General features: G+C 70.4%; 20 protein-coding genes. 8 read left to right on the top strand and 12 right to left on the bottom strand.

The window, feature by feature from the left end:
* Positions 1-4: 4 nt before the first annotated feature.
* The 6 genes from Asi03nite_RS10235 to ctaE form a co-directional block, all read right to left on the bottom strand.
* Complete coding sequence (locus Asi03nite_RS10235) at positions 5-1,093, bottom strand: barstar family protein (RefSeq protein ID WP_203678373.1); 1,089 nt, start codon at positions 1,091-1,093, stop codon at positions 5-7.
* A gap of 50 nt (positions 1,094-1,143) precedes the next feature.
* Positions 1,144-1,431 carry an Lrp/AsnC family transcriptional regulator gene (locus tag Asi03nite_RS10230; protein ID WP_203678372.1) on the bottom strand — a complete coding sequence of 96 codons (288 nt, stop codon included), beginning with the start codon at positions 1,429-1,431 and terminating at the stop codon, positions 1,144-1,146.
* Between the two features lie 117 nt (positions 1,432-1,548).
* A complete protein-coding gene (gene qcrB, locus Asi03nite_RS10225; RefSeq protein WP_203678371.1) occupies positions 1,549-3,153 on the bottom strand; it encodes a cytochrome bc1 complex cytochrome b subunit in 1,605 nt (534 codons plus the stop codon).
* The gene (qcrA, locus tag Asi03nite_RS10220) at positions 3,150-4,250 is read right to left on the bottom strand and encodes a cytochrome bc1 complex Rieske iron-sulfur subunit (RefSeq protein WP_203678369.1); all 1,101 of its coding nucleotides are present in this window, start codon (positions 4,248-4,250) and stop codon (positions 3,150-3,152) included. Before qcrA ends, qcrB begins: the two co-directional genes overlap by 4 nt.
* On the bottom strand, positions 4,247-5,095 hold the full coding sequence (gene qcrC, locus Asi03nite_RS10215) for a cytochrome bc1 complex diheme cytochrome c subunit (RefSeq protein WP_203678364.1): 849 nt from the start codon (positions 5,093-5,095) through the stop codon (positions 4,247-4,249). Before qcrC ends, qcrA begins: the two co-directional genes overlap by 4 nt.
* A gap of 48 nt (positions 5,096-5,143) precedes the next feature.
* Positions 5,144-5,740, bottom strand: a complete 597-nt coding sequence (gene ctaE, locus Asi03nite_RS10210) for an aa3-type cytochrome oxidase subunit III (protein WP_203678363.1) — start codon at positions 5,738-5,740, stop codon at positions 5,144-5,146.
* 124 nt (positions 5,741-5,864) lie between these two features.
* On the opposite strand from ctaE, the gene Asi03nite_RS10205 reads away from it, so the two are divergent.
* From Asi03nite_RS10205 to Asi03nite_RS10190, 4 genes are all read left to right on the top strand, one after another.
* Positions 5,865-6,929: a cytochrome c oxidase assembly protein gene (locus tag Asi03nite_RS10205; RefSeq protein WP_203678451.1), complete on the top strand. Its 1,065-nt coding sequence runs from the start codon at positions 5,865-5,867 to the stop codon at positions 6,927-6,929.
* 49 nt (positions 6,930-6,978) lie between these two features.
* On the top strand, positions 6,979-7,413 hold the full coding sequence (locus Asi03nite_RS10200; RefSeq protein WP_203678362.1) for a DNA-binding transcriptional response regulator: 435 nt from the start codon (positions 6,979-6,981) through the stop codon (positions 7,411-7,413).
* A 38-nt stretch (positions 7,414-7,451) separates the two neighbouring features.
* Positions 7,452-8,510 (top strand): anthranilate phosphoribosyltransferase, encoded by a 1,059-nt coding sequence (gene trpD, locus Asi03nite_RS10195; protein WP_203678361.1) that lies wholly within the window; start codon positions 7,452-7,454, stop codon positions 8,508-8,510.
* 393 nt (positions 8,511-8,903) lie between these two features.
* Positions 8,904-9,113: a hypothetical protein gene (locus tag Asi03nite_RS10190; RefSeq protein WP_203678359.1), complete on the top strand. Its 210-nt coding sequence runs from the start codon at positions 8,904-8,906 to the stop codon at positions 9,111-9,113.
* A gap of 410 nt (positions 9,114-9,523) precedes the next feature.
* Here the strand turns inward: Asi03nite_RS10190 and Asi03nite_RS10185 are convergent, their stop codons facing one another.
* Together Asi03nite_RS10185 and ctaC are read right to left on the bottom strand one after the other, a co-directional pair.
* Positions 9,524-9,949, bottom strand: a complete 426-nt coding sequence (locus tag Asi03nite_RS10185; protein WP_203678357.1) for a cytochrome c oxidase subunit 4 — start codon at positions 9,947-9,949, stop codon at positions 9,524-9,526.
* An 11-nt stretch (positions 9,950-9,960) separates the two neighbouring features.
* Positions 9,961-10,890 carry an aa3-type cytochrome oxidase subunit II gene (ctaC, locus tag Asi03nite_RS10180; protein ID WP_203678355.1) on the bottom strand — a complete coding sequence of 310 codons (930 nt, stop codon included), beginning with the start codon at positions 10,888-10,890 and terminating at the stop codon, positions 9,961-9,963.
* A gap of 189 nt (positions 10,891-11,079) precedes the next feature.
* Between ctaC and Asi03nite_RS10175 the strand changes: the two genes are divergently transcribed.
* Positions 11,080-12,216: a cysteine desulfurase family protein gene (locus tag Asi03nite_RS10175; RefSeq protein WP_203678353.1), complete on the top strand. Its 1,137-nt coding sequence runs from the start codon at positions 11,080-11,082 to the stop codon at positions 12,214-12,216.
* Positions 12,213-12,422, top strand: coding sequence for a sulfurtransferase TusA family protein (locus Asi03nite_RS10170; protein WP_203678450.1), 210 nt, complete (start codon positions 12,213-12,215; stop codon positions 12,420-12,422). Before Asi03nite_RS10175 ends, Asi03nite_RS10170 begins: the two co-directional genes overlap by 4 nt.
* Positions 12,423-12,457: 35 nt before the next feature.
* On the opposite strand, the gene Asi03nite_RS10165 is transcribed toward Asi03nite_RS10170, so the two are convergent.
* From Asi03nite_RS10165 to Asi03nite_RS10150, 4 genes are all read right to left on the bottom strand, one after another.
* Positions 12,458-12,958 carry a P-loop nucleotide/nucleoside kinase family protein gene (locus Asi03nite_RS10165; protein WP_203678351.1) on the bottom strand — a complete coding sequence of 167 codons (501 nt, stop codon included), beginning with the start codon at positions 12,956-12,958 and terminating at the stop codon, positions 12,458-12,460.
* Between the two features lie 12 nt (positions 12,959-12,970).
* The gene (locus Asi03nite_RS10160) at positions 12,971-13,954 is read right to left on the bottom strand and encodes a carbohydrate kinase family protein (RefSeq protein ID WP_203678349.1); all 984 of its coding nucleotides are present in this window, start codon (positions 13,952-13,954) and stop codon (positions 12,971-12,973) included.
* Between the two features lie 149 nt (positions 13,955-14,103).
* Positions 14,104-14,472 carry an iron-sulfur cluster insertion protein ErpA gene (erpA, locus tag Asi03nite_RS10155; RefSeq protein ID WP_203678347.1) on the bottom strand — a complete coding sequence of 123 codons (369 nt, stop codon included), beginning with the start codon at positions 14,470-14,472 and terminating at the stop codon, positions 14,104-14,106.
* An 88-nt stretch (positions 14,473-14,560) separates the two neighbouring features.
* A complete protein-coding gene (locus Asi03nite_RS10150) occupies positions 14,561-15,667 on the bottom strand; it encodes a glycerate kinase family protein (RefSeq protein WP_239102576.1) in 1,107 nt (368 codons plus the stop codon).
* 70 nt (positions 15,668-15,737) lie between these two features.
* Here Asi03nite_RS10150 and nadA point away from each other — a divergent pair, with 70 nt between their 5' ends.
* Positions 15,738-16,907 (top strand): quinolinate synthase NadA, encoded by a 1,170-nt coding sequence (nadA, locus tag Asi03nite_RS10145; protein ID WP_203678343.1) that lies wholly within the window; start codon positions 15,738-15,740, stop codon positions 16,905-16,907.
* A 186-nt stretch (positions 16,908-17,093) separates the two neighbouring features.
* Positions 17,094-18,449: a UDP-N-acetylglucosamine 1-carboxyvinyltransferase gene (gene murA / locus Asi03nite_RS10140; protein WP_203678341.1), complete on the top strand. Its 1,356-nt coding sequence runs from the start codon at positions 17,094-17,096 to the stop codon at positions 18,447-18,449.
* The last annotated feature ends 65 nt before the right edge of the window (positions 18,450-18,514 follow it).

Here is an 18,514-nt window from a genome sequence, read left to right as displayed (position 1 = left end):
AAGCTCACCGTGCCGGTCCGACCTCGACGCCGTTCTCCGCGAGGATCCGCAGGACCGGCTCGTGCCAGTCGCCGCCGGTGGGGCTCCACTCCAGCCGGAACGGCCTCCGGGCGCCCCAGCCGCCACGCAGGCAGTCGATCAGCGCGTCCAGGTTCCACCCGAAGTAGCCGCCCGGCCCGTTCACCGCCTCACCGAGCGCGCAGTAGAAGCCGTTCAGGTCGGTGACATGCCGGCTGTCGAGGCGGTAGGTCCGGCCGGCTGGCCGGTCCGCGGACCGTGGGTGCGCCTGGGCCAGGGCGAGGCGCAGCCACTCGTGCCGCAGCGACGGGTGGAGGATGGTCCACGAGCCGGGTTCGGTGGGCGGCGCCTGCAGCCAGCGGTCCCACAACGGCCGCGCGGCCGACGGCATCGGCTCGAACACCCCGTCGTCGAGCTCCACGTCGATCAGTCCCGGACCGGCCGCCGACTCGCGCACCGCGACCACCGCGCCGTCCAGCCCGTCGGTGTACGTGGACAGCTGCGCGCCGCCGGCGCCCCGGCCGAGCACGGTGGCCGTCAACCGCGGCCGCCCGCGGGTGGACAGCTCCACACGGAACCAGGGTTCGGGGCGGAAGCCGACGAGGGTCACGGCGGGCGGCGCCAGCTCGGGCCGCTCGCGGTGAAGACCTTCGACGGTACGGGCGTGGCCCAGCGCCCGGTCGTGCGCGTCGCGCAGCCGGAAGCCCTCGGCGGCGGGCGGCTCGGTCGCGGGGCGGTAGCCGCGGATCTCCTCGATCCGGCCCCGGAGCACCACCTCGTCGCCCTCGGCGGCCACCACGACGACGTCGTAGAGGTTGTCGAGGTGGTCCATCCCGGGATCGTCCTCGGCCTCGATCAGGACCGTCCCGAGGCGGGCCCGTTCCGTGCCGATCCCCGCGATCGCCTCGCGCAGCGGTTCGCCGGGCACGCAGCCGCGCAGCACGAACCGCTCCACCGGCACGGGCAGGTCCACGAACAGCCCGTCGACCTCCACGCACGAACCGGCCGCGCGGTCCTCGTCCCCGGTGAACTCGTCCCACAGAATCCAGCGCAGCCGCGAATCCGGATCGGTCACCGGAAACACCCTAGCGGCCACTCTCCCCTCGGCGCCCGTCGGCGGCCGCCTCAGTCGGCGTCGGGAAGGCCGATCGCGAACGCGTCCTCCAGGTCGTGCTTCGAGTAGGCGCGGAACGCGATGTGCGACTCAGTGTTGATCACGCCGGGCGTCTTGGAGATCCGGCCGGCGATCACCTCGGCGATCTCCTCGAACTTCGCCACCCGGACGATCGCGATCAAGTCGACGCCGCCCGCGACCGAATAGACCTCGCTGACCCCGTCGAGGGCCGCGAGCGCCTCGGCGACCTCGGGAATCGAATCGGTGGCGCAGTCGATGTGGACGATCGCGGTGTTCACCTGAGGTCTCCTCACCCATGAGGCCGAATGTCCAGCCCATGCTATCCGTACCGGGATCATCTCCGGTAAACGAACCGGCCCGCCGGCAGAAGCCGGCGGGCCGATGTCCGTACCATCTCAGCTCTTCGAGCTGATCTCCTCGCGCGTGCCGCTGGTGGAGATCGGCGCCGGCGAGACCGGAGCCTCGGCCGGCTTCTCCACCGGGAAGAAGAAGCCCTTCACCGTCGGCGCCAGAGCGCCGAGCTTGTTCATCTTCTTCGGTACGACCCAGCCCGCGTACTCCAGCGGAACCGGGTGCCCGTGGTCGTCGATCGGCCCGAGCGGCTGGTGCACCTCGATGAACGCGCCGTTCGGCAGGCGCCGGATGATGCCGGTCTCCACGCCGTGGGCGAGCACCTCGCGGTCGTGCTGCTGCAGGCCGAGGCAGATCCGCACCGAGAAGTAGTACGCCAGCGGCGGCAGGATCAGCAGACCGATACGGCCGGCCCAGGTCATCGCGTTGAGGCTGATGTGGAACTTGTCGGCGATCACGTCGTTGGCGCCGGAGATGGTCGCGACGACGAAGAACGTCAGGGCCATCATGCCGATGCCGACGCGCTCCGGGTTGTCCCGCGGACGCTCCAGCAGGTGGTGCGACCGGGTGTCGTTGAGCTTGCGCGCCTCCAGCCACGGGTAGAGCATCGGCAGCGTGAACAGCGCGCCGAGGCCGACCACGGCGGGCCAGAACAGCGGCGGCAGGCTGTACGGGCCGAAGTAGATCTGCCAGTTCGGCATGAGCCGGACCAGGCCGTCCATGAACATGACGTACCAGTCGGGCTGGCTGGCCGAGGAGACCTCGGCGGCGCGGTACGGGCCGAACAGCCAGATCGGGTTGATCTGGAAGAGACCGGCCATCAGCGCGATGACGCCGAAGACCGCCATGAAGAAGCCGCCCTGCTTCATCGCGTACCGCGGGAACATCCGCTCGCCGACCACGTTCTCGTTGGTCCGCAGCGGGCCCGGCCACTGGGTGTGCTTCTGCTTGAACACGATGCCCAGGTGGACGCTGATCAGCGCCAGCAGGATGCCCGGGATGAGCAGCACGTGGGCGATGTAGAAGCGGCCGATGATCAGCTCGCCCGGGTACTCCCCGCCGAAGATCGAGGCGGACAGCCAGGTGCCGATGACCGGCAGGGACAGCATGATCGCGGAGGCGATGCGGAGACCCGTGCCGGAGAGGCCGTCGTCCGGCAGCGAGTAACCGGTGAAGCCGGCGAAGAACCCGAGCAGGAACAGCAGGACGCCGATCACCCAGTTGATCTCACGCGGCTTGCGGAACGCGCCGGTGAAGAACACGCGGGCCATGTGCACCACGATCGACGCCATGAACAGCAGCGCCGCCCAGTGGTGCATCTGGCGCATGAACAGGCCGCCGCGCACCTCGAACGAGAGGCGCAGGGACGACTCGTACGCCGCGGACATCTCGGTGCCGCGCAGCGCCGGGTAGGCGCCGTGGTACGCGACCTCCTTCATCGACGGGTCGAAGAAGAGGGTCAGGAAGACGCCGCTGAGCAGCAGCACGATGAACGAGAAGAGCGCGATCTCGCCCAGCAGGAAAGACCAGTGGTCGGGGAAGACCTTGTTTAGAAGCGCCCGAAGCGGGGTGGCGACCTGGAACCGGTCGTCGACGCCCTTCGCGAAGTTGGCGGTTGCCTCGGCTGGATCTAGCTTTCGGCGTTTCACGGCCGCTCCCAGAAGTCGGGTCCGACAGTGTCCTTGAAGTCAGACGTTGCCACAAAGAAACCTTCGTCGTCCACCGACAGCGGCAGCATCGGCAGACGCCTGGTGGCGGGGCCGAAGACCGGCTGTGCGTTGTCGGTGATCAGGAACTGCGACTGGTGGCACGGGCAGAGCAGGCGGTTGGTCTGCTGCTCGTACAGGCTGGCCGGGCAGCCGGCGTGGGTGCAGATCTTCGAGTAGGCGACGTAGTTGCCCCACATCGAACCCTTGTTGCGCCCGTTCTTGTCGTTGTCCGCGGCGGTCCGAGTCTTCTCCGCGTCGTCGGCCCGCAGATGGATCAGCAGGGTCGGCGAGTCGGCGTACTTGTTGGTGGCGCCACCGGGAATGCCCGGGTAGACGGTCATCTGACCGCCCGCGCTGACGTCCTCCGGGCGGATCGGCGAACCGTCGTCACGCGTCAGCCGGACCGGCTTGCCGCCGTTGGCCACCGGGTCGAAGCCGGTGCGGTACATCATCGGCTCTTCGCCCTTGTGCGGGTTCTCGATCAGGCCGCCGACCAGCGGCGCCGCCGCGGCCAGGCCGATCGGGGCCAGGCCGAGCGCGATCGCGCCCTTGAGCAGGGGCCGGCGCTGCACGCCGAGCTCGTCCGCGACGAACATCATGGTCTGGCCGGTGATCAGCCGCTCCTCGTCGCTGGACGGGTCGCCGTGCCGCTGCTGGATCGAGAGCTCGTGCGGCAGCAGCTTCTTGGCCCAGGCCAGGATGCCGATGCCGAGCGCGAACAGCGCGATGCCGAGCGTGATCCCGAGGATCGGGGTGAAGTAGTCGCTCAGCGTGTGGCCGAGCTCGAACTTCCACGGCCAGACGATGTAGAAGACCAGGAACGCGAGAGAGAACAGGCCGGCGATGATGAACAGGAAGGCGATGTTGCGGACGATCCGCTTCTCGGCCTTCGAGTTCGGTCCCGGGAACTGCGACTCGTACGTGACGATCTCGATGTCGTCGCGCCGCAGGCCTTCCTTCACGATGTCGAAGCGCGTCAGCTTCGGATCGTGCACGTCGACCGGAGCGCCGGTTTCGCCGTGATGCACCGTCGTCATGACTTCCCCGCAATCCAGAGCGACGTGAACACCAGGATCGTGATGCCGACCAGGAAGATCGCCAGGCCCTCGGTCGCCGGACCGTAACCACCCAGGTTGAAGATGCCGCCCGGGTCCTTGTCCTGCTGCAACTGCTGCGTGATGTAGGTGATGATCTCGCGCTTCTCGTCCGGCGAGAGCTGGTTGTCACCGAAGACCGGCATGTTCTGCGGGCCGCTCAGCATGGCCGCGTAGATGTGCTCCGCCGTGACGTCGTGCAGGGCCGGAGCGAACTTCCCGGAGGAGAGCGCGCCACCGGCGCCGGTGAAGCTGTGGCAGGAGGTGCAGTTGACCCGGAAGAGCTCGCCACCGCGGGCCAGCGCCTCGGGGTTCTCCTTCAGGTTCTCGGTGAGGCTGCCGGCCGGGACCTGCGGGCCGCCGCCGAGCTCCTGCACGTACTGCGCGATCTGCTTGGTCTCGTCCGGGGTGAACTGCGGCGTCTTCTCCTCGGCCTGAGCCTCCTGGCGGGCCATCGGCATGCGGCCGGTGCCCACCTGGAACTCGACGGACGCGGAGCCCACGCCGATCAGGCTCGGGCCACGGTCTTGGACACCCTGCGCCTCCCGCCCGTGACAGGAGATGCAGCTGTTGTCGAAGAGCTGCTTGCCCTGCTGCGCGGCGGTGGAGAGCTGGGTGTTGTCCTCGGCGAAGGCGCCGGGGGTGAAGGCGGTGTAGACGCCGCCGGCGAGCGCGAGCGCCGCGAGCATGCGCACCGCCGCGCCGACCCGACGGCGCGCCCGGCTGGGCGCGCCGCGGCGCCGGGAGAACACCCGGGCACGCCTGCGGGCGGGGGTGTCAGAAGTCATGGGCTGTGTCCCTCTGGGTGTCATTAGAGATCCTCGCCTGCGGCGCTGTCACTGCAGCCAATAGATCATGGCGAACAGTGCGATCCACACGATGTCGACGAAGTGCCAGTAGTACGACACGACGATCGCCGACGTGGCCTGAGCCGGCGTGAAGCGGCCCATGGTCGTGCGGATCATGTAGACGATGAAGGCGATGAGGCCGCCCGTCACGTGCAGGCCGTGGAAGCCGGTGGTCAGGTAGAACATGGATCCATACCCGTCCTCGTTGAGCTTCACGCCCTCGTGGACCAGGTTGCGGTACTCGTTCGCCTGGCCGAGCACGAAGATCAGCCCCATCACGAAGGTGATCGTGAACCAGCGCCGCAGCGCGAACACGTCACCCTTCTCCGCCGCGAAGACGCCCAGCTGGCAGGTCACTGACGAGAGGACCAGGATCACCGTGAACGTCGTCGCGTAAGGGATGTTGAGCACCTCGGTGTGCTTCTCCCACAGCTCCGGTGCCGCCGCGCGAATGGAGAAGTACATGGCGAACAACGCCGCGAAGAACATGAGCTCGCTGGAGAGCCACACGATGGTCCCGACGCTGACCATGTTCGGTCGGGTCAGCGAGTGGATCCGGCTCTTGTCGATGGCTGCCGCTGTCACGGGCTCATTATTCCCCCGCGGTAGGTCCAAGGTCAGGCGGGGTCCCTAATCCGGCACTGTGGGCGGCCCGGAAGATTCGGTGACCAGGGGGTGGGTCTAGCTTCGAGTGGTGCAGTCAGTCGAAATGCCCTCGCTGGCGGACGCGGGCGGGAATACTGAACTCCGGCCGTTCACCGCGGCGGCCATCTTCACCCACTTCAACCTGGTCAGTCTGATCGCGGTGGGCCTGCTGGCCGCGGCGGCGCTGTACGGCTACGGCGTGTGGCGCCTCCGGCAGCGCGGCGACCACTGGCCGGCCGGCCGGACGGTGGCCTTCGTCGCGGGTGGACTGGGCTCGGTGGCGGCGGTCTCGGTGACCGGCATCGAGGCGTACGACACCACGCTGATCTCCGTGCACATGGTCCAGCACATGGTGCTCTCCATGATCGGCCCGATCTTCCTGGCCCTGGGCGCGCCCACCACTCTGGCGCTGCGGGTGCTGCACGGGCGGCCGCGCAAGCTGCTGCTCGCGTTCGTCCACAGCCGGTACGTGCGGGTGCTCACGTTCCCGCTGGTCGCCTTCGGGCTCTTCATCGCGAACCCGTTCGTCCTCTACTTCACCCCGCTGTACCGGCAGACCCTGGAGCACGCCTGGCTCCACGAGTTCATCCACATCCACTTCATGGTCACCGGATGCCTCTTCTTCTGGCCGCTGCTGGGCCTGGACCCGCTGCCGAACCGCTGGCCGTACCCGGGGCGCGCGCTGCTGATGGTGCTGTCGGTGCCGTTCCACACCGTGCTCGGGCTGACGATCATGCAGCAGAAGGACCTGCTCGGCGGGGACTGGTACCCGAACCTGCACCTGAACTGGATGGATCCGCACAGCGACCAGGTCACGGCGGGCGGCATCCTGTGGGCGGGCGGGGAGATCGTCAGCGTCACGATGCTCGGCATCCTGGTGATCCAGTGGGTACGCCAGTCGGAACGTGAGGCGCGCCGGATCGACCGGGCCCTGGACCGGGCCGAGGCAGAGGACGCCGCTGCCGCCGCGGCGACGGCCGGGACCGCGGCAACGGGCATCGGCGCGGCGGGCCCCGCGGCGACGAACGGCGCCACGACGGCGGGCGGCCCCGCGGAGGCCGGCGACGCCACGGCGGCCAAGATCACAACCGCGGAGAAGCCGGTCCGACCGGACCCCGACGCCGGATAACAGATTCGGTACGATCGGCGGGACCTACGAGGTGAAGTGGGGCACATACATGAGCGACCCAGCCACGACCAAGTACACGGTTCTGCTATACAGCGACGACCCCGCGGTCCGCGACCGGATCCGGCTCGCCATCGGTCCGCGCCCCGCGGCCGACCTGGCGGTCGAGTTCACCGACGCCTCCTCGTGGGAGGAGTGCCGCCGGCTGCTCGACGACTACGAGATCGACCTGATGGTGCTCGACGGTGAGGCGACCCCCGCCGGCGGGCTCGGCATCGCCCGTCAGACCAAGGACGAGTATCCGGACCCCCCGCCCACCTGCGTCGTGATCGCCCGTGCCGCGGACCGGTGGCTGGCGGCGTACTCGCAGGTCGACGCAACCCTGCTGGCCCCGCTGGACCCGGTCACCGCCGGTCGGACGGTCGCCGGTCTGCTCCGTGCCCGCCGGGCCGGCGCCGTGCCGCTGGGCGCCCTGCCCCGCACCTGACGACAGATTTTTCGTAACCCCCGACGGAGGCTCCCGCCATGGGCGCACGGACCTGGCCGAACCTGACGATGTCCCTCCTGCGCGGCGAGGAGCTCGCCACCGCGGACACGGCCTGGGCGATGGGCGAGATCATGGCGGGCAACGCCACGCCGGCCCAGATCGCCGGTTTCGCCGTGGCGCTGCGCGCCAAGGGCGAGACACCGGCCGAGCTGGCCGGCCTGGTGGAGGCGATGCTGGCCAACGCCACCCTGGTGGAGCTGCCCGCGGAGATCCGCACCAACGCGGTCGACGTGGTCGGCACCGGTGGTGACCGGGCCAACACGGTGAACATCTCCACCATGGCGGCGATCGTCACCGCCTCCGCCGGGGTGACCGTGATCAAGCACGGCAACCGCTCGGCCTCCTCCACCACCGGCACCGCCGACCTGCTGGAGCACCTCGGCATCCCGCTCGACCTGGGGCCCGCCGGGGTGCACCGGACGGTCGCCGAGGCCGGCATCGGCTTCTGCTTCGCGGCCCGGTACCACCCCGGCATGCGGCACGCCTCCGTCACCCGTCGCGAGCTGGGCGTCCCCACGTTCTTCAACGTGCTCGGCCCGCTCACCAACCCGGCCCGCCCGACTGCGGCCGCGGTGGGCTGCTTCGACCCGCGGATGGCCCCGGTGATGGCCGAGGTCTTCGCCCGGCGCGGCGACTCCGCGCTGGTCATGCGCGGCGAGGACGGCCTGGACGAGTTCACCACGGCCGCGCCCACCCGGGTCTGGCTGGCCCGCGACGGCAAGGTGGAGGAGCTGCTGGTCGACGCCACCGAGCTGGGCCTGCCCCGCAGCGAGCCGGCCGACCTGCGCGGCGGCGACGTCGCCTTCAACGCCGACGTGGCCCACCGCGTCTTCGCCGGCGAGACCGGCCCGGTCCGCGACGCTGTCCTGGTCAACGCGGCCGCGGCTTTCGCGGCGCGGAGCGGTTTCCCGGGCGACTTCCGCGACACGATGCGCGCCGGCGTCGCCCGCGCCGCGGAAGCCATCGACTCGGGCGCCACCACGGCCCTCCTGCGGCGCTGGATCACCGCCGCCAAGGCGGCCAAGGCCGCGGACTGACCCCTTCCCGCGCGGTACGACTCAGCAGCCTGCCCAGCCCCGGCCGGCGGCCTCCGTGAGCCCGACCGATCACATGCCGCCCCTCCGTGGCCCGGACATGGCCGGGGCAGGCTGCGCAGAGCCCAGGACGGGCCCTCCGCGGCCGCTGGCCGGCCACAGCGGCCCCACCGTGCCCGGCCGACCGGGACGACCTACGGCTGGCCCGCAGGGCTGTCACGGCCGCGGCGGAGGCTCCTCAGCGCCAGCCGAGAGGTATTCCGAAAGCCCTAGATGCTGAAAAATCCGGAAAAGACCGCAACACGCCGCTGTCAATGCTCGGCATCTCCCGGGTGGCATGACAGCGTCTGAATGACATTCGGGTAATCCCGCCATCCGCACCGGGAGGAGAAGCCCGTGAACGAACGCGAACTGCGCTGCGTCATCTGCGACGGCGACATGCTCTTCGAGACGCCGCCCTGCGAGGACGGCCACGACGACTGCCCCGAGCTGGTCTGCACCCGCTGCGGCGCCGCCGAGGTGATCGCCCCGATCGTCGTCCACCTCTGGATGGAACCGAAAAGCCCGCGCCGCATAGCCCCTCAGCAGCGGACCGCCGCCGCCTGACCAGCCCTCGTCGCCGGTCCACGCCGCGCGCCCACACTTCCCACACCGAGCCACCCAGCCGGCACCCTCCCCGCTGGGCCCCCGGCGTGCTCGAAACCCGCGACCAAACCCGCGACCCCCAACCACCGGCCACCAGCCCACAGCTGGACCCCGAGAGGTCTCTCAAGGCCCCCGAGACACCCCTCGGGGCGGGCCCCGGCCGGCAAGCTCGGGCTGGACGCCAGAGGTCCCTCAACGGCTGGGAGACACCTCTCGGCGCCGGGTGGGGCACCCGTGGGCTGACGGAGAGAAGACGAAGCCCGCGTCCCGGAGAAGGCGCGGTTCTGTGCGCCCCACGGGCCCGCGGGGTGGGGCGGGAACGACGAAGCCCGCGCCTCCAGAGGAGACGCGGGCTTCGTGACGTGCGAGCGTCAGTGCTCCGCCGGCTGCCGGGTGCTCGTGTAGTACTCGAAGAGCATCCCGCAGGCCGTGAAGATCACCGCGATCAGGCCGAGCGCGAGCAGCCACCACATCCAGAAGACCAGGCCCAGGCCGGCGACCGCGGACGACAGCGCGATGCCGAACGGCCAGTAGCTCCCCGGGCTGAAGAAGCCCAGCTCACCGGCGCCCTCGGCGATCTCGCCGTCCTCACGGTCCTCCGGGCGCAGGTCGATGCGGCGGGCGACGAACCAGAAGAAGCCGCCGCACATCGAGCAGAGCAGGCCGGAGAGGATCAGCGCGACCGTGCCGACCCACTCGACGTGCGAGCCGGTGCCGTTGGTGTAGAAGCCGTACACGGTCGCCGCGCCGAAGAGGAAGAGGGCGACACCCAGGAAGATCTTGTATTCGGTACGCATGTGTCGAGTCCCTACTTCCCCGCGGCGGCGGTCTCGGCGCCCTGGTTCCAGCTGTGCGTGCCACGCCGGGTGTCGAACGGCTGCGTCGTCGTCGCGTACGGGTTCTCGCCGATCGCGGTGAGCGCGTCCTGAGTCGACTGGCCGGCCTTCTTCGCCGCCAGGAACTGGTCGAACTTGGCCGACGACGTCGCGACCAGCTCGAAGTTCATGAACGCGTGGTAGGTGCCGCAGAGCTCCGCGCACCGGCCGACGTAGCGGCCCTCCTTGTCGAGGGTCACCTCGAAGACGTTGCGGACGTCGCCCGGCATGACGTCACGCTTGAAGAGCAGCTCCGGCACCCAGAACGAGTGGATGACGTCGCGGCTGGTCTCCTCGAAGCGGATCTTCTCGCCGACCGGGAGGACCAGGATCGGGATGACGTCGGACGACCCGATGGTCGAGGTCACCGTCTTGGCGTCGGTGCCCATGCCGTCGCGGTAGTCGAACTCCCAGTTCCACTTGAACGCGGTGATCTGAACGATCTGGTCCGGGTTCTTCGAGAGCTTGTCCACGTCGGTCTGCACGATCGCGGTGTAGTAGAAGAGCACCGCGACGATGAGCACCGGGGTGACCGTGTACAGCACCTCCATCGGCATGTTGAACCGGGTCTGCACGGGCAGGTCCTCGCCGCGCTTGCGATACCGGATCACGCACCAGAAGATCAGGCCCCAGACGCCCACGCCGACGATCAGCGCGGCGATCACCGAGGCGATCCAGAGGTCGTACATCTTGTGGGCCTGCAGGCTCACACCCGGGCCCGGCCATCCGAAGTGGCCGAACTTGCTCCCGACGTCCTCGACCGAGCACCCGGCGAGCAGGGCCAGCAGCAGCGCACCACCGAGACCCAGCCCGGCCGCCCGCTTCGCTGCCCGCGGCCGTGTGGCCGAACTACTTGCGCCCACCTGCTTCTGCCTCCTTAGCAGCGCCGCCGTGGCCGAAACCGGACACCTGGCGGCAAGGCTCACCGACGGTCGCACACTACTCGACCAGGACCGGGCCACCCGCCACCGGGGGCCTGCACGCCGAACCCCCGGGCAACCCCCGGGCCTCGGCGAGGAAACACCCGTCAACCGGACGATACCGTTCCCTCTGTGGATTACACAGGCGATCAGCCGGTCTACCTGGACGCCGCCAGCGCCGCGCCGCCGCACCCGGTGACCCGGGAGGCGCTGCTCGCGGCGCTCGACGACGGCTGGGCCGATCCGGCCCGCCTCTACGCGGCGGGCCGGCGGGCCCAGCAGCTGCGCGAGGCGGCGTCCGCGGTGGTGGCGCGGACTCTGGGGGTACGGACGGACGAGCTCTCGTTCTGGCCGTCCGGTTCCGCCGCGGCGCAGGCCGCGGTGCTCGGCGGGCTGGCCGGGCGCAGGCGCGCCGGCCGGACCCTGGTGCACTCGGCGATCGAGCACTCCACAGTGCTGCACGCGGCCGCGACCGCGGAGGCCGACGAGGTGGGCGTGGACCGGCTGGGCCGGCTCGACCTGGACGCCTGGGCGGCCGCGGTGGCCCGGCCCGGGGTGGCCCTGGCCAGCCTGATCAGCGCGAGTCACGAGGTCGGCACGGTGCAGCCGGTGGCCGCCGCGGCGGAATACTGCGCGGAATCCGGGGTACCCCTCTACGTGGACGCCGCGCAGTCGGTCGGCCGCGTGCCGGTGCCCGGCGGCTGGTCGCTGCTCAGCGCCAGCGCGCACAAGTGGGGCGGCCCGCCGGGCGTCGGGCTGCTGGTGGTCCGCAAAGGGGTGCGATGGATATCACCGTCCCCGCAAGATGATCTCTATCGCCCGCAGCCGCCGGGCGCCGCCGACCTGCCCGCGATCGTGGCGGCGGCGGCCAGCCTGCGGGCCGTCACGGCCGAGGCGCAGGCCGAGGCGGTACGGCTGAGCGCGCTCGTCGACCGCATCCGCGACCGGGTCGCGGCCACCGTGCCGGACGTGGAGATCGTCGGCGACCCGGTCGACCGGCTCCCCCACCTGGTCACCTTCAGCTGCCTCTACGTGGACGGCGAGGCGCTGCTGCACGCGCTGGACCGGCACGGCTTCGCGGTCTCGTCCGGCTCCTCGTGCACCTCGTCCACACTGCGCCCGAGTCACGTGCTGGAGGCGATGGGCGTGCTCAGCCACGGCAACGTGCGGGTGTCGCTGCATCGCGGGACGACCCCGGAGCAGGTCGAGCGGTTCCTGGCGGTGCTGCCCGGCCTGGTGGCGGACATCCGGAAGGAGGCCGGGCTCTGATCACGCTGGACTGCCTGGGGCAGAAGTGCCCGTTGCCGGTGATCCGGCTGGCCAAGGTGATGCCGCAGGTGGCGGTGGGCGAGATCGTCCGGGTGCTCGCGGACGATCCGGCCGCGGCCAACGACATCCCCGCCTGGTGCCGCCTGAAGGGGCAGGAGTTCGTCGCCGGCCACGACCGGCAGTTCGACGTCCGGAGGGTCGGCTGAGCGTCCCGGGCCCGGGACGCCGCTGAGCGCCGGCCTCAGCCGAGGTACGACACGACCTGCGGGACCGGGTCCTTGGCCAGGTACGTGTCGACGACCAGCCGGGGACCGAGGTACGGCTCGTACTCCGACTGGCGTTCCAGCACCCGCACCCAGTCCGGCACCCCTTCGTGGTCGCGGGCGGCGTACCGCGCCTCCACCCGGCGCCGGTGCTCCGCGTCGTCGCCGCAGAGCACCTCCACCACGCGCAGCGGCACGGCCATCCGGTGGGCCAGGTCGACCCAGAGGTCACGGGCCGACTTCACCGGGTTGACCGCGTCGATGATCACATGATGGCCGATCCTGAGCTGCTCCTCGGCGAGAGCGGCCACCACACCGTACGCCGCGTGGCCCGGGCGGGACTCCTGCACCGCGTACCGCTGCAAAGTGAAGTCGACGACGTCGACGGCGAGCACCGCAGCCGGCAGCTCCTTGGCGACGGCGCCGGCCAGGGTGCTCTTGCCGACCCCGGGCAGGCCGGCGAAAACAGCGAGAACCATGCTCGAAAGTTTCTACCCGCGGGACGGCAGGTGCGGCGTGATCTCGGTGGCGGCCTGCTCGCCGTACGCCGCGGCGAACCGCTTGACGAACTCGGCGGGCTTCACGTCGTACTCCTGGGTACCGACGGTCTCCAGCACGAGCGCCGCGACCAGCGAGCCGACCTGGGCGGCCCGCTCCAGGCCCAGGCCCCAGGAGACGCCGGAGAAGAAGCCGGCCCGGAAGCCGTCGCCGACCCCTGTCGGGTCCTCGCCGATCACGTCCGGGACGACAGGCACGTGGATCCGCTCGATGTCCCGGCCGGTGATCTCCACGCCGTCCTTGCCGAGCGTGGTGACCCGGATCCGCACCTCGTCGAGCACCTGCTCGCCGGTGAGGCCGGACTTGGTCTCCAGCAGGGACCGCTCGTACTCGTTGGTCAGCAGGTAGTCCGCGCCGCGGATCAGGCTCAGCACGTCGGAGCCGTCCATCCGGGCCAGCTGCTGCGACGGGTCGGCGGCGAACCGGTAGCCCCGGCTGCGGCACTCCTGCGAGTGGCGGATCATCGCGGCCGGGTCGTTGGCGCTGATCAGCACCAGCTCGATGCCGCCGAGCCGGTCGACGACCGGGGCGAGCTCGATGTTGCGTGCCTCACTCATCGCGCCGGCGTAGAACGAGGCGATCTGGTTGAGGTCGTCGTCGGTGGTGCAGACGAACCGGGCGGTGTGCGCCACGTCGCTGATGTGCACCGAGTCGCAGTCCACCCCGTGCCGCTCCAGCCAGGACCGGTAGTCGGCGAAGTCGGCGCCGACCGCGCCCACCAGGATGGGCCGTAGACCGAGCTTGCCCATCCCGAACGCGATGTTCGGCGCGACGCCGCCGCGGCGTACCACCAGGTCGTCGACGAGGAACGAGAGCGAGACCTTGTGCAGCTGGTCGGCGATGAGCTGGTCGGCGAACCGGCCCGGGAAGTGCATCAGATGGTCGGTGGCGATCGAGCCGGTGACGGCGATCTTCATGGCGGCCCTCAGGGTCGGGAACAGGGGGTCGTTACGACTAGAGACTACCGGGCGATGACGTGGAACAGGCCGCCCCGTGAACGGGACGGCCTGTTCGGATACGAAGTTGCCTGCTGGTTACGCCACGGGCCAGCGCAGCGGTTGCCCGATCAGTGGAACGAGTCACCGCAGGCGCAGGAGTTCTGCGCGTTCGGGTTGTCGATCGTGAAGCCCTGCGCGTCGATCCGGTCCGCGAAGTCGATGGTGGCGCCCGCCAGGTACGGCGCGGACATCCGGTCCACCACGACCTCGACGCCGCCGAAGTCGTTCACGACGTCGCCGTCGAGCGAACGCTCGTCGAAGAAGAGCTGGTAGCGCAGGCCGGAGCAGCCACCGGGCTGTACGGCGATGCGCAGGCGCAGGTCGTCGCGCCCTTCCTGCTCGATCAGGGCCTTGACCTTCACAGCCGCGACGTCGGTCAAGATGACGCCGGTCGGGGCGGTCGCCTCGGTCGCCTCGGTGTGCGCTTCAGTGGTCACTGGGTATCTCCCTGCCAAGTGCGGTCATGTGCCGTACCACGCAACGCTAACCCTATTCCCCGGGATTCCCAATCCGGGCGGGCCGAGATCAGCGACTCCATTGCCGGGACAGGCGTCCGGCGAGTTCCCGCAGGCCGCGCGCCGGTTCCGCCATCGCGGTCGCGACCGAGCCGAAATGTTGCACGAGCGTGTGCGTCTCGGTCACCCCCGCCGCCGAGGCCTCCCGGTGCCCGGTCTCGTTGCGCCCGGCCAGCACCACGCAGGGCAGGCCCCGGTCGCGCGCGCCGGCCGCGATGCCGGCCACCACCTTCCCGCGCAGCGACTGGTGGTCGAAGCTGCCTTCCCCGGTGATCACCAGATCCGCCGCGTCCAGTTCCCGGTTCAGCCCGATCAGCTCGCTGACCAGGCCGATCCCCGAGGTCACCCGGGCGCCGAGGGCGATCAGCGCGGCCCCCAACCCGCCGGCCGCTCCGGCTCCGGGCCGGGTGGCCAGATCCTCGAGACCGAAAGCCTGCTCCAGCACGGCGGCGAAGTGCTCCAGCGCGGCGTCCAGCCGCAGCACGTCGTCACGGGTCGCGCCCTTCTGCGGCCCGAACACGTTGCTGGCCCCGTGCAGCCCGGTCAGCGGATTGTCCACGTCCGTGGCCGCCACCAGCGCGACCTGCCGCAACCGGGGCGGGCCGGTGAGCGCGGCGGCGGTGATCAGCGGGGCGCCGCCGTAGGGCAGCGCGTAGCCCGCGGCGTCGACCGGGGCGGCGCCCAGCGCGGCGAGCATGCCGGCGCCCGCGTCGTTCACCGCCGACCCGCCGAGGCCGACCACCACCTGGGCCGCGCCGGTCTCGACGGCGGCAGCCAGGAGCAGGCCCAGGCCGTACGACGTGGTGGTGTTGGGGTTCCGCTCCTCGCGCGTCAGCAGGTGCAGGCCGCAGGCCTGCGCGCTCTCCACATAGGCGGTCCCGTTCGCGTAGAGGATCTCCCCGCGCGCCGGGCGGCCCAGCGGATCCACCGTGTGCACCGGGATCCGGCGCCCGTCCAGCGCGGTGGCCAGCACGTCGACGAAGCCCGGCCCGCCGTCCGCGATCGGCAGCCGGATCAGCTCGTCGGACGGGACGGCCCAGCCGTCGGCGATCGCCTGGGCGACTTCCGGGGCGGAAAGGGTGCCGGCGAACTTGTCCGGACAGATCAGTACGCGCACCCCAGGAGTGTGCCAGCACACCCCGTCGGGCCGCAGCTGCCGTCCGGGGGGCTGTGCGACCATGAGTCCCGTGACGTCGACCTGGACCGAACCCGGAAACACCCCCGTTGCCCTGCTGCTTCTCGGCCGGGGCACCGACCCGGCGAGCGAGCGGGGCGTGGACTGCCCCGGCGAGCTGCCCGCCCCCAGCGACCCGGATCTGGTCGCCCGCGCCGCGGCGGCCAAGGCCGCGCTCGGCGACCGGGTGTTCGTGCTGGGGCACCACTACCAGCGCGACGAGGTGATCCAGTTCGCCGATGTCACGGGCGACTCGTTCAAGCTCGCCCAGCAGGCCGCGGCCCGCCCGGAGGCCGAGTTCATCGTCTTCTGCGGCGTGCACTTCATGGCCGAGAGCGCGGACATCCTGACCAAGCCCGAGCAGCGGGTCGTCCTGCCCGACCTGGCGGCCGGCTGCTCGATGGCCGACATGGCGGTGCTCGGCCAGGTGGAGACCGCCTGGGAGCACTTCCAGGACCTGGGCATCGCCGGCGACGTCGTCCCGGTGACGTACATGAACTCGTCAGCCGACATCAAGGGTTTCGTCGGCCGCAACAAGGGTGTGGTCTGCACCTCGTCCAACGCCAAGCGCGCGCTGACCTGGTCCTTCGAGCAGGGCTCCAAGGTCTTCTTCCTGCCCGACCAGCACCTGGGCCGCAACACCGCGGTGCTGGAGATGGGCTTCGATCTGGCCGACTGCGTGCTCTACGACCCGCACAAGCCGCACGGCGGCCTGACCGACGAGCAGCTGCGCAACGCCCGGATGATCCTCTGGCGCGGGCACTGCTCGGTGCACGGCAGGTTCACCCTGGACAGCGTGCGCGAGGTGCGCGAGCGCGTCCCGGGGGTGAACGTGCTGGTCCACCCGGAGTGCCGGCACGAGGTGGTGCGCGCCGCCGACCAGGTCGGCTCGACCGAATACATCATCAAGACCCTCGACGCCGCTCCGGCCGGATCGGCCTGGGCCGTCGGCACCGAGCTCAACCTGGTCCGCCGCTTGGCCCTGGCACACCCCGACAAGCAGATCATGTTCCTCGACCGGACGGTCTGCTACTGCTCGACGATGAACCGGATCGACCTCCCCCACCTGGTGTGGACCTTGGAGGAGCTGGTCGCCGGCCGCGTGCCGAACGTGATCACGGTGGACGAGAAGACCGCGCACGAGGCGCGTGTCGCGCTCGACCAGATGCTGGCCCTGCCGTAACGCTGTGTAGTCGGGAGATCTCCTACCGTTGGGTGATTGCCCGGCTACTCCGTTTTCCAGCCGCGCCACGACTGGCAAAGTTGTCACTCAGCGCTATGCTTCCCCGGTTGCAGAATCGGGTACCCCCGCCCGAGTTTCCTGCCCCTCGATCATTGGGCGCAGCGCGCCCGCCGGCTGGAGGTTACGTTGACCGAAGATGTCCTGATCGTGCACGGCGGGACGCCGCTGCAGGGACAGATCCGGGTCCGTGGCGCCAAGAACCTGGTCTCCAAGGCGATGGTCGCCGCGCTGCTCGGCGAGTCGCCGAGCCGCCTCTACGACGTGCCGCGCATCCGCGACGTCGAAGTGGTCCGCGGCCTGCTCGGACTCCACGGCGTCAAGGTGAGTGACGGCGCCGAGGACGGCGAGCTGGTGATGGACCCCACGAACGTGGAGAGCGCCAGCACCGACGAGATCAACGTGCACGCCGGCTCCAGCCGGATCCCGATCCTGCTCTGCGGCCCGCTGCTGCACCGGCTCGGGCACGCGTTCATCCCGGACCTGGGCGGCTGTCACATCGGGCCGCGCCCGATCGACTTCCACATGAAGGCGCTGCGCGAGTTCGGCGCGGTCGTCGACAAGACGCCCGAGGGCATGCACCTGAGCGCGCCGAACGGGCTGCACGGCGCCAAGCTGGAGCTGCCGTACCCGAGCGTCGGCGCCACCGAGCAGGTGCTGCTCACCGCGGTCCGCGCGGAGGGCGTCACCGAGCTGCGCAACGCCGCGATCGAGCCGGAGATCATCGACCTGATCTGCGTCCTGCAGAAGATGGGCGCGATCATCACGGTGCACACCGACCGGGTCATCGAGATCCAGGGCGTGCCGAAGCTCTACGGCTACGAGCACAAGCCGATCCCGGACCGGATCGAGGCCGCCAGCTGGGCCGCCGCCGCGCTCGCCACCCGCGGCGAGATCGAGGTGCTCGGCGCCCGGCAGACCGACATGATGACGTTCCTCAACGTCTACCGGAACATCGGCGGCGAGCTGAAGATCACCGACGACCGGGTGGCCCGCGACGGCGTGACCGGCGCCGAGGGCGGCATCAAATTCTGGCACCCGGGCACCGAGCTCAAGGCCGTGGCGCTGGAGACCGACGTGCACCCCGGGTTCATGACCGACTGGCAGCAGCCGCTGGTGGTCGCGCTGACCCAGGCCCGCGGCATCTCGATCATGCACGAGACGGTGTACGAGCAGCGGCTCGGCTACACCGAGGCGCTCAACTCGATGGGCGCCACCATCCAGGTCTACCGGGACTGCCTGGGCGGCACCCCGTGCCGGTTCGGCCGCCGCAACTTCATGCACTCCGCGGTGATCGCCGGCCCGTCCAAACTGCACGCCGCCGACCTGGTCATCCCCGACCTGCGGGCCGGATTCGCGCACCTGATCGCGGCGTTGGCCGCCGAGGGCACCTCGCGGGTCTACGGAGTCAACCTGATCAAGCGCGGTTACGAGGACTTCGAGCAGAAGCTGGCCGCCCTGGGCGCGCACGTCGAACGTCCCTGAGCTGCATTTTCGTTTCGATCAACGGCGCGGTGTACGACGCACCGCGCCGTTTGGCTACGCTCGTG

The sequence above is a fragment of the Actinoplanes siamensis genome (assembly GCF_016862395.1).
Classification (GTDB): Bacteria; Actinomycetota; Actinomycetes; order Mycobacteriales; family Micromonosporaceae; genus Actinoplanes; species Actinoplanes siamensis.
This window is presented reverse-complemented; position numbering and strand designations above follow the sequence as displayed.

Bases quoted from the DNA above. Each gene is read 5' to 3' on its own strand.
- Asi03nite_RS10200 (WP_203678362.1), top strand. From the start codon at position 6,979: ATGAGCGACCCAGCCACGACCAAGTACACGGTTCTGCTATACAGCGAC.
- trpD (WP_203678361.1), top strand. From the start codon at position 7,452: ATGGGCGCACGGACCTGGCCGAACCTGACGATGTCCCTCCTGCGCGGC.
- Asi03nite_RS10165 (WP_203678351.1), bottom strand. From the start codon at position 12,958: ATGGTTCTCGCTGTTTTCGCCGGCCTGCCCGGGGTCGGCAAGAGCACC.
- qcrA (WP_203678369.1), bottom strand. From the start codon at position 4,250: ATGACGACGGTGCATCACGGCGAAACCGGCGCTCCGGTCGACGTGCAC.
- Asi03nite_RS10205 (WP_203678451.1), top strand. From the start codon at position 5,865: ATGCCCTCGCTGGCGGACGCGGGCGGGAATACTGAACTCCGGCCGTTC.
- qcrC (WP_203678364.1), bottom strand. From the start codon at position 5,095: ATGACTTCTGACACCCCCGCCCGCAGGCGTGCCCGGGTGTTCTCCCGG.
- Asi03nite_RS10185 (WP_203678357.1), bottom strand. From the start codon at position 9,949: ATGCGTACCGAATACAAGATCTTCCTGGGTGTCGCCCTCTTCCTCTTC.
- Asi03nite_RS10160 (WP_203678349.1), bottom strand. From the start codon at position 13,954: ATGAAGATCGCCGTCACCGGCTCGATCGCCACCGACCATCTGATGCAC.